The organism is Pseudomonas sp. (genome assembly GCF_030147005.1).
In the GTDB taxonomy this organism is placed as follows: domain Bacteria; phylum Pseudomonadota; class Gammaproteobacteria; order Pseudomonadales; family Pseudomonadaceae; genus Aquipseudomonas.
Map to the genome: position 1 here is coordinate 19237 of NZ_JASLAW010000221.1, position 8300 is coordinate 27536.

Here is an 8300-nt window from a genome sequence, read left to right on the forward strand (position 1 = left end):
CGCGTGGTCGCCGGCCGCGGCCACGCACATTGGAGCGTTCACATGATTCCAAGCGTCACCTTTGCACACTCGCTCCTGAGCGCCGACGAACGCGCGGCCATCGCAGAAATCGAAGCGAGCACCAACATTCTTAAGCTGGTCACCCGCCTGACCGGGATGCGCTTTGCTGGCATCGCCAAATTCACCGACCTGGAGTGGGTGGTGTGCTCGGCCTACGATCCGCTGCAGATGGGCATCCACGTCGACGACGTACTTGACCTGGAAACCACCCTGTGCAGTGAGTTCTGCATCAACCCCCAAACCTTGTTCGTCCCGCAGATCAGCCAGGACGGCCGCTTTGCCTCACGCCCGGTGGTCAAGCAATACGCCATCGAGAGCTATGCCGGCGCGCCGATCTTCCTGCCCGATGGGCGCCTGTTCGGTGCGCTGTGCGCGCTGGATTCGCGCGCCATGCTGTTCGACGACCCCAACCTGCCGGAAACCCTGAGCCTGTTCGCACGCCTGATCGGGTGCATCTTCTACGCTAACCTCAGCCCGGCGGATCAGTAACGTCCCCCCTGCCCCGCAGCGCGGCCATGTCGCGCTTTGGCGGTACGCCAAACAATCGACTGTACTCACGACTGAACTGCGACGGGCTTTCATAGCCGACGTTGAACGCGGCACTGGACACGTCCTGGTGCTCGTTCAACATCAATCGTCGCGCCTCGTTCAAGCGCAACCATTTCTGATACTGCAACGGGCTCATCGAGGTCAGTTGTCGGAAGTGATGATGGAAGGTTGCCGCGCTCATCTGCACGCGCGCGGCCAGCTCTTCCACGCGCAGTGCGCTATCGAAATTCAGTTTCAGCCAATCGATGGCCTTGGCGATCCGATAGCCCTGCCCGTCCACCGAGCAGATCTGGCGAAGTCGACCGGCCTGGTCGCTCTTCAATAACCGGTAGTGAATCTCGCGCTGGATCAACGGCGCCAATACCGGTATGGCTTCTGGTTCGTCCAGCAGCGCCACCAGCCGGGCAAATCCCGCCAGCATGCCGTCCGTCACCGAGCCGATACCAACGCCCTTCATCATCGCGCGCTCACGGGTTGGCGGCAGGCCGCCCTGGGCGATCAACTCGGCCAGCATGCGCAGGTCCAATTTGAACGTCAGCCCCAGGCAAGGTTGCTCGGGGCTGGCAATCAGCACTTCGGAGTTGGCCGGGATGTCCAGGGACGTCACCAGGAACCGGGAAGCGTCATAGCAATAGCCCTCACCGCCGACCCACAACTGCTTCCTGCCCTGTACCACCAGCACGATGCTCGGCTCGACCATGCACACCACCGGCGCGGCCGGTTGCTCACGCCTATAGAACCCCAGGCCGGGAATCGGCATCGGGCAGTCGCCGGTCGCCGGGATACGCGAGGCGATGGACTGGATCAGCACGTCCAGCGGCGATTGATTGATCGTCATAGCAGGCCCTTCCAACACATCTCTGAACGTTTCATGACAGGGCTTTACCCGCGCCGGCCACAGGCGTCGCCGCCAAACGGGAAAACTCAGAGGATCAGGCAAGTAATCCAGTCAAACGCACTACAGATGCCCTGCCGCCACCGGGAAAATGGGCGAACACTTCGCAAGGAACATTCCTATGAAACGCCTTTGCTTGAGTATCCACACAACTGGCGCTGCGCCCCCCACACATGGATCAAGGGGTATCAGCCAGATAGTCGTCGGATGGTAGGCCGTCACGGGAGCAAGCTCCCTCGCCACAGGTTCAGCGTCACATCAAAATTTGTGTGGATGAGCCGATACGTCCACCTTTCTTCAGAGCCATTCAAGTGATGTTCGATACTCCTCAACCCCAACGCTGGGGCGCCGTGCTGGCCATGTCGCTGGCGGCCTTTGCGCTGGTCGCCTCCGAATTCATGCCCGTGAGCCTGCTGACGCCGTTGGCCGCCGACCTGCACATTACTGAAGGCCAGGCCGGCCAGGGCATTTCGGTGTCCGGGGTGGTTGCCCTGCTCACCAGCCTTGTGATCGCCTCGATTGCGGCGCGGGTGGATCGCAAACGCCTGCTGATGGCGCTGACGCTGCTGATGGTCGTCTCGGGCAGCGTGGTGGCCTTTGCCCCCAATTACCTGGTGTTCATGCTCGGGCGCGGGTTGATCGGCGTGGCGATTGGCGGCTTCTGGTCATTGTCGGCGGCCACGGCGATGCGCCTGGTGCCAGAGGCGCAGGTGCCGCGCGCCCTGGCCATCGTCAACGGCGGTAACGCACTGGCGACGGTGATTGCGGCGCCGCTGGGCAGCTTTCTCGGCGGGCTCATCGGCTGGCGCGGTGCGTTCTTCTGCGTGGTGCCGGTGGCCGTGATCGCACTGATATGGCTGCTGGCGAGCCTGCCTGCGCTGAAGAACCAGGCCGAGGCAAAAGCCGGCAATGCGCTGCGCTTGATGAAAAACCCAACGGTGGCCCTGGGTATGGTGGCCGTCAGCGTGTTCTTCATGGGCCAGTTCATGCTGTTCACCTATCTGCGGCCGTTCCTGGAAGGCGTCACCCAGGTCGACGTAGCCACGCTGTCGTCGATGCTGCTGGTACTCGGCGTGGCGGGGCTGGCGGGTACGTTCCTGATTGAACGCTTGCTCAAGCACAACCTGTACCCGACGCTGGTTGCCATCCCGCTGATAATGGCAGGCATCGCACTCGCGCTGGTGGCGTTCGGCGGTTCAACGAGCATCACCACCGTGTTGCTGGGCAGTTGGGGGCTGGTGGCGACCGCCGCACCGGTGGGCTGGTGGACGTGGCTGTCGAGAACCTTGCCTGACGACGCCGAGGCCGGCGGCGGGTTGATGGTCGCCATCATCCAGTTGGCGATTGCCGCGGGCGCCACGGTCGGCGGTGCGGCTTTCGACCTGAGCGGCTACCAGACGACCTTCGAACTGAGCGCGGCATTGCTGGTGCTCGCCACCTTGCTGGCTTACCTGGCCTCACGCCGCCCGCTGCGTGCCCGCGTCGTCAGCGGTGCTATTTGAAGAAATGACTTGGCGTCTTGCCAAACTGTTTCTTGAACATGCTGGTAAAGGCGCTCGGGCTTTCATAGCCCAACTCGAGGGCCACATCGATAATCTTCTCGCCCACCGCGATGCGCTCCAGCGCCAACAGCAGGCGCGCCTGTTGGCGCCACTGGCCGAAGGTCATGCCGGTTTCGCGGCGGAACAAGCGCTGGATGGTTTTTTGATCCAGGCCCAGGCGCTCGCTCCAGTCCGCGACGGTGGACGCATCGCCCGGTTCTTGCTGCAACGTCAGGCAGATGCGGTTGATACGCGGGTCGGCGGGCTGCGCAAGTGATAACGGCAGCGCAGGCAGGATGGCCAGCTCATCCAGGATCAGGCGCATGATCCTGGCGTCGCGCGAATCCTCGGCGTAGGGCGGTTTCAAACTGACTGAGGCTTTGATCAATTCACTCAACAGCGGCGAAACCGTCACCGTTTTCGGCTCGGTCGGCAGGTTCGGGAAGCTGTTTGGGTGCACGAAGACGCTGCGCATTTTCAGTGTGCCCACGCAGCGCAGCGCATGCACATGCCCGCAAGGCATCCAGAAGCCGCGATTGGGCGGCACCGTCCATTGGTTCAGGGCCGAATGCACCACCATCACGCCACCAATGGCGTAGAGCAGTTGATGCTTGTTGTGACTGTGCTCGGGAATCACCCAATTTTCCGGGTAATCGGTGGCAGAGCTGGTGACGGCCCAATCGCCTTCATCGATCTCCTGGAGGAATTTGTCGAGGGATTTGATGATTTCGCCCTTTTTGCGATGGTTTACGCCCGAATTTCGCGAGACAGGCATTTTCGTCGACTCTAGCATAGCTCCAGAAACAATTAGAAATGGGCCGCCAGCTCACGTACTGTCTGCCCCTGTTCGCTGCCTTGTATGGAATGCCTGCATGTCGACCCTCACCGCGACTCCCGCCGCTGCAACCACTACGCCCCAGATAAGCCCTCTGGTCATGCGCGTGCTCGGCGCCTGTGCCCTGGCGCATATGATCAATGACTTGATCCAGGCCGTGCTGCCGTCGATCTACCCGATGCTCAAGGCCAACTATGGCCTGACATTTACCCAGGTCGGCCTGATCACCCTGACCTTCCAACTGACCGCATCGTTGCTGCAACCATGGATCGGCTACCACACGGACCGTCATCCCAAACCCTGGCTGTTGCCTGCGGGCATGGTCTGCACCTTGATCGGCATTTTGATGCTGGCGTTTGTCGGCAGCTTCCCGGCGATCCTGATGGCGGCGGCGCTGGTCGGCGTCGGCTCGTCGACGTTTCACCCGGAAACCTCCCGGGTCGCCCGCCTGGCCTCCGGCGGCCGTTACGGTTTGGCGCAATCGACGTTCCAGGTCGGCGGCAACACCGGCAGCGCCTTCGGCCCGTTGCTGGCGGCAGCCATCATCATCCCCTACGGCCAGTCCCATATCGCCTGGTTCGGCCTGTTTGCGGTGTTCGCAATCGGGGTGCTGTACGGCTTGAGTCGCTGGTATCGCCACCACCTCAACCTGTTCAAGCTCAAGCAAGGCAGTCAACCGACCCACGGTTTGACCAAAGGCCGCGTGACCTTTGCCCTGGTGGTACTGGCGTTGCTGGTGTTCTCCAAATATTGGTACATGACCAGCCTGACCAGCTATTTCACGTTCTATCTGATCGAAAAATTCCAGCTGTCGGTCGCCAGTTCCCAGATGTATCTGTTCCTGTTTCTCGGCGCGGTGGCTGTTGGCACCTTCGCCGGCGGGCCGATAGGCGACAGGATCGGCCGCAAGAAAGTCATCTGGTTTTCGATTCTCGGCGCCGCGCCGTTCACCCTGGCCCTGCCCTACGTCGACCTGTTCTGGACCGCCGTACTCAGCGTGGTCATCGGTTTTATCATCGCCTCGGCGTTTTCGGCCATCGTGGTGTACGCCCAGGAACTGGTGCCGGGCAACGTCGGCATGATCGCCGGGATATTCTTCGGCCTGATGTTCGGGTTCAGCGGGATTGGCGCGGCACTGCTGGGCTTGCTCGCCGATAGCCATGGCATCGAATACGTCTACAAGATCTGCTCGTTCCTGCCGCTGGCGGGCATCCTGACGATATTGTTGCCGTCGACCAAAGGCGTTTGAGCCCTTCATCGGTTTGATGAGCGGGTTTTATCAATGGTGGGAAGGGCCTCGCGCGCTCCCACCATCGGTTTCCAGGGTTACGGGCGTCGCCTGAAACCATTGACGACGATGTAAAGCAGCGGCCCTACCGACACAAACACCGCGGTCAGCACGAAATACGGCACTACCGACATCAATGACCGCCCCCGCCCCCGCGCATCCCGGTACATCCAGACGCAGGCCAGTATCGCCATCAGGTACAGATCAATCACCACCTGCGCAGTGTCCGGCCGCGACATCAGTTCCTGGCCAAACGCAATGAGCGATTGCTCGGCCGTCAACATCGTCGCCACGGTATACAACGAAAACCCGAGCAAACCGACCAGGGCAATATAGGGTCCAGGCATGTTTCTCCTCCTTGGAGCGCAATGTGGATCATCAGATCCGCTTACCTTAGCAGTAAACTGGCACTGGGAAATATCTGTACGTAGACTGCCGCCATACCCCCACTTGAAGGCGGCGAAAAAACGTGATGCAAGTTACCGAAGTCTCCATTGCCCAATTGCGCGCTGCGCTTGAATCCGGCCAGACCAGCGCCGTTGAACTGGTCCAGGCTTACCTGGCGCGGATCGAGGCCTATGACGGCCCGCAGACTACCACCGCGCTGAACGCGGTGGTAGTGCGCAACCCCGAAGCCTTGAAAGAAGCCGAGGCGTCCGATGCACGCCGGGCAAAAGGCCAGACCCTGGGGCCACTGGACGGCATTCCCTATACCGCCAAGGACAGTTACCTGGTCAAGGGCCTCACCGCCGCGTCCGGCAGCCCGGCGTTCGCCAAGCTGATTGCCCATCGTGATGCGTTCACCGTTGAGCGCTTGCGCGCCGGCGGCGCCATTTGCCTGGGCAAGACCAATATGCCGCCCATGGCCAACGGTGGCATGCAACGGGGGGTCTATGGCCGCGCCGAAAGCCCGTACAACGCCGATTACCTCACCGCGCCGTTCGCCTCGGGCTCGTCCAATGGCGCCGGCACGGCGACGGCGGCAAGCTTCGCCGCGTTTGGCCTGGCTGAAGAAACCTGGTCGAGCGGTCGCGGCCCGGCCTCCAACAACGGCTTGTGTGCGTACACGCCTTCGCGTGGAGTGATTTCGGTACGCGGCAACTGGCCGCTGACCCCGACCATGGATGTGGTGGTGCCCTATGCGCGCACCATGGCCGACCTGCTGGAAGTACTCGACGTGGTGGTCGCCGAAGACCCGGACACCCGTGGCGACCTGTGGCGCCTGCAACCCTGGGTGCCGATTCCCAGCGTCAGCTCGGTACGCCCGGCGTCTTATACCGAACTGGCCGCGAGCAGCGCGGCCCTCGCCGGCAAACGCTTCGGCGTACCGCGCATGTACATCAATGCCGACCCCGAGGCCGGCACCCACGAAAACCCCGGAATCGGCGGGCCGACCGGGCAGAAAATCCACACCCGCGCCTCAGTGATCGAGTTGTGGCAAGCCGCGCGCCAGGCCCTGGAAGCCGCGGGGGCCGAAGTCATCGAGGTGGATTTCCCCCTGGTGTCCAATTGCGAAGGCGACCGCCCCGGCGCACCCACGGTGTTCACCCGTGGCCTGGTGTCCAAGCAATTCCTGCACGATGAGTTGTGGGAACTGTCGGCCTGGGCGTTCGATGATTTCCTGCGCGCCAACGGCGACCCGGCCCTGAACCGCCTGGCGGATGTCGATGGCTCGAAGATCTTCCCCCACGACCCCGGCACCCTGCCCAACCGCGAAGACGACCTGGCCGCCGGTATGGACGAATACGTGCGCATGGCCCATCGTGGCATCACGCCGTGGAACGAGATCAGCACATTGCCGGACGGCTTGCGTGGCCTTGAGCAAACCCGCCGGCTGGACCTGGAAGACTGGATGGACAACCTGGGGCTCGACGCGGTGCTGTTCCCGACCGTGGCGGACGTCGGCCCGGCCGATGCCGATGTCAACGAAGCTTCTGCCGATATCGCCTGGAGCAACGGCGTGTGGGTGGCCAACGGCAACCTCGCCATCCGCCACCTCGGCGTGCCCACCGTCACCGTGCCGATGGGTGTAATGGCGGATATCGGCATGCCGGTCGGGCTGACCTTTGCCGGTCGGGCGTACGACGACTCGGCGCTGCTGCGCATTGGTTCAGCGTTCGAAGCCACCGGCAGCAAACGCATGATTCCACCACGCACGCCGCCGTTGGCAGCAGGCTAAACACACGCCAGCGGCAGGCTCGCGAAGGCGGTTCAGCAGTGACTAATTGGGTCGGCTGAGCCGCCGCATTCGCGAGCACGCCCGCTACCACAGGTCTGACAGGCAAGCGCTTGGTCTCGTTAAAGTCACGACGACCGGGCTGCCGGGTAATTTCAAAAACTTCACGAATTCACTTTCTTTTTTCTACGCACCTATTGCATGGTTGTACGACGACAGACGTCGCGATGTCGCTCCCCAAAAACAATAAGGAATCACCCATGCAAAACGTCAAAGTGCTGATCGGTTTTCTGTGCCTGTTCTCCGGCTACGTCGCAGCCGCGCCGGCCCCGGCCGAGAAGGATGTGGCCCAGGCGGTCGACCAGCTTACCCAAGCCATGTTGCACCTGGATCTCAAGCAACTTCACGCGCTGACCTCGGACACCCTCACCTACGGCCACTCCAGCGGCAAGGTGCAAAACAAGGCGCAGTTCATCGCCGATCTGGAAACCCACACCAGCGCCTTCAAAACCCTGGAAATGCAAAACCAGAGCATCACCCTGAACGGCGATACCGCCCTGGTACGCAACCACTTTCACGCCCTGGCGGTGAACAGCGGCGTCGAAGTGCCGACCGATATCGACAACTTTCAGGTCTGGCAAAAGCAGAACGGCAAATGGCTGCTGATCGGTCGTCAGGCTTACAAATACTGACGGTTGTTGCCGGTGAGCCGCTCAGCGACGGCTCACCATTGCACCACCTTGCGCACCTTCATCAGCGCCTCTCGTAATGCCGTCATCGACACCGACCCCAGTGCCAGGCGCAACGCATGGGGCACATGGGCCGCTCAGCGACGGCTCACCATTGCACCACCTTGCGCACCTTCATCAGCGCCTCTCGTAATGCCGTAATCGACACCGACCCCAGCGCCAGGCGCAACGCATGGGGCGCATGGGCCGCTCAGCGACGGCTCACCA

Annotated in this window: 8 protein-coding genes; 5 read left to right on the forward strand and 3 right to left on the reverse strand. The window is 62.1% G+C overall.

Translation table 11 applies throughout. The annotated features are described in order from the left end of the window. Nucleotides 1-42: 42 nt before the first annotated feature. Nucleotides 43-549, forward strand: coding sequence for a GAF domain-containing protein (locus Q1V60_RS20930; RefSeq protein ID WP_300634208.1), 507 nt, complete (start codon nt 43-45; stop codon nt 547-549). Here the strand turns inward: Q1V60_RS20930 and Q1V60_RS20935 are convergent. Further along, entirely contained in the window at nt 530-1447 is a 918-nt protein-coding gene (locus Q1V60_RS20935; protein WP_300634210.1) for an AraC family transcriptional regulator, read from the reverse strand. The genes Q1V60_RS20930 and Q1V60_RS20935 overlap by 20 nt on opposite strands. A 371-nt stretch (nt 1448-1818) precedes the next feature. Between Q1V60_RS20935 and Q1V60_RS20940 the strand changes: the two genes are divergently transcribed. Beyond that, nucleotides 1819-3006, forward strand: coding sequence for an MFS transporter (locus Q1V60_RS20940; RefSeq protein ID WP_300634213.1), 1188 nt, complete (start codon nt 1819-1821; stop codon nt 3004-3006). Here the strand turns inward: Q1V60_RS20940 and Q1V60_RS20945 are convergent. Beyond that, the gene (locus Q1V60_RS20945; RefSeq protein ID WP_300634215.1) at nt 2999-3820 is read right to left on the reverse strand and encodes a helix-turn-helix transcriptional regulator; all 822 of its coding nucleotides are present in this window, start codon (nt 3818-3820) and stop codon (nt 2999-3001) included. The genes Q1V60_RS20940 and Q1V60_RS20945 overlap by 8 nt on opposite strands. 97 nt (nt 3821-3917) lie before the next feature. On the opposite strand from Q1V60_RS20945, the gene Q1V60_RS20950 reads away from it, so the two are divergent. Then, entirely contained in the window at nt 3918-5129 is a 1212-nt protein-coding gene (locus Q1V60_RS20950) for an MFS transporter (RefSeq protein ID WP_300634218.1), read from the forward strand. A 77-nt stretch (nt 5130-5206) separates the two neighbouring features. On the opposite strand, the gene Q1V60_RS20955 is transcribed toward Q1V60_RS20950, so the two are convergent. Continuing rightward, complete coding sequence (locus Q1V60_RS20955) at nt 5207-5515, reverse strand: DUF2834 domain-containing protein (protein WP_300634220.1); 309 nt, start codon at nt 5513-5515, stop codon at nt 5207-5209. Nucleotides 5516-5637: 122 nt separating this feature from the next. Between Q1V60_RS20955 and Q1V60_RS20960 the strand changes: the two genes are divergently transcribed. Together Q1V60_RS20960 and Q1V60_RS20965 are read left to right on the forward strand one after the other, a co-directional pair. Beyond that, nucleotides 5638-7347, forward strand: coding sequence for an amidase (locus Q1V60_RS20960; protein ID WP_300634223.1), 1710 nt, complete (start codon nt 5638-5640; stop codon nt 7345-7347). A gap of 257 nt (nt 7348-7604) precedes the next feature. Further along, nucleotides 7605-8036, forward strand: coding sequence for a nuclear transport factor 2 family protein (locus Q1V60_RS20965; protein ID WP_300634225.1), 432 nt, complete (start codon nt 7605-7607; stop codon nt 8034-8036). The last annotated feature ends 264 nt before the right edge of the window (nt 8037-8300 follow it).

Coding starts and splice junctions, on each gene's coding strand:
- Q1V60_RS20945 (WP_300634215.1), bottom strand. CDS start 3,820: ATGCCTGTCTCGCGAAATTCGGGCGTAAACCATCGCAAAAAGGGCGAA.
- Q1V60_RS20930 (WP_300634208.1), top strand. CDS start 43: ATGATTCCAAGCGTCACCTTTGCACACTCGCTCCTGAGCGCCGACGAA.
- Q1V60_RS20955 (WP_300634220.1), bottom strand. CDS start 5,515: ATGCCTGGACCCTATATTGCCCTGGTCGGTTTGCTCGGGTTTTCGTTG.
- Q1V60_RS20950 (WP_300634218.1), top strand. CDS start 3,918: ATGTCGACCCTCACCGCGACTCCCGCCGCTGCAACCACTACGCCCCAG.
- Q1V60_RS20935 (WP_300634210.1), bottom strand. CDS start 1,447: ATGACGATCAATCAATCGCCGCTGGACGTGCTGATCCAGTCCATCGCC.
- Q1V60_RS20965 (WP_300634225.1), top strand. CDS start 7,605: ATGCAAAACGTCAAAGTGCTGATCGGTTTTCTGTGCCTGTTCTCCGGC.
- Q1V60_RS20940 (WP_300634213.1), top strand. CDS start 1,819: ATGTTCGATACTCCTCAACCCCAACGCTGGGGCGCCGTGCTGGCCATG.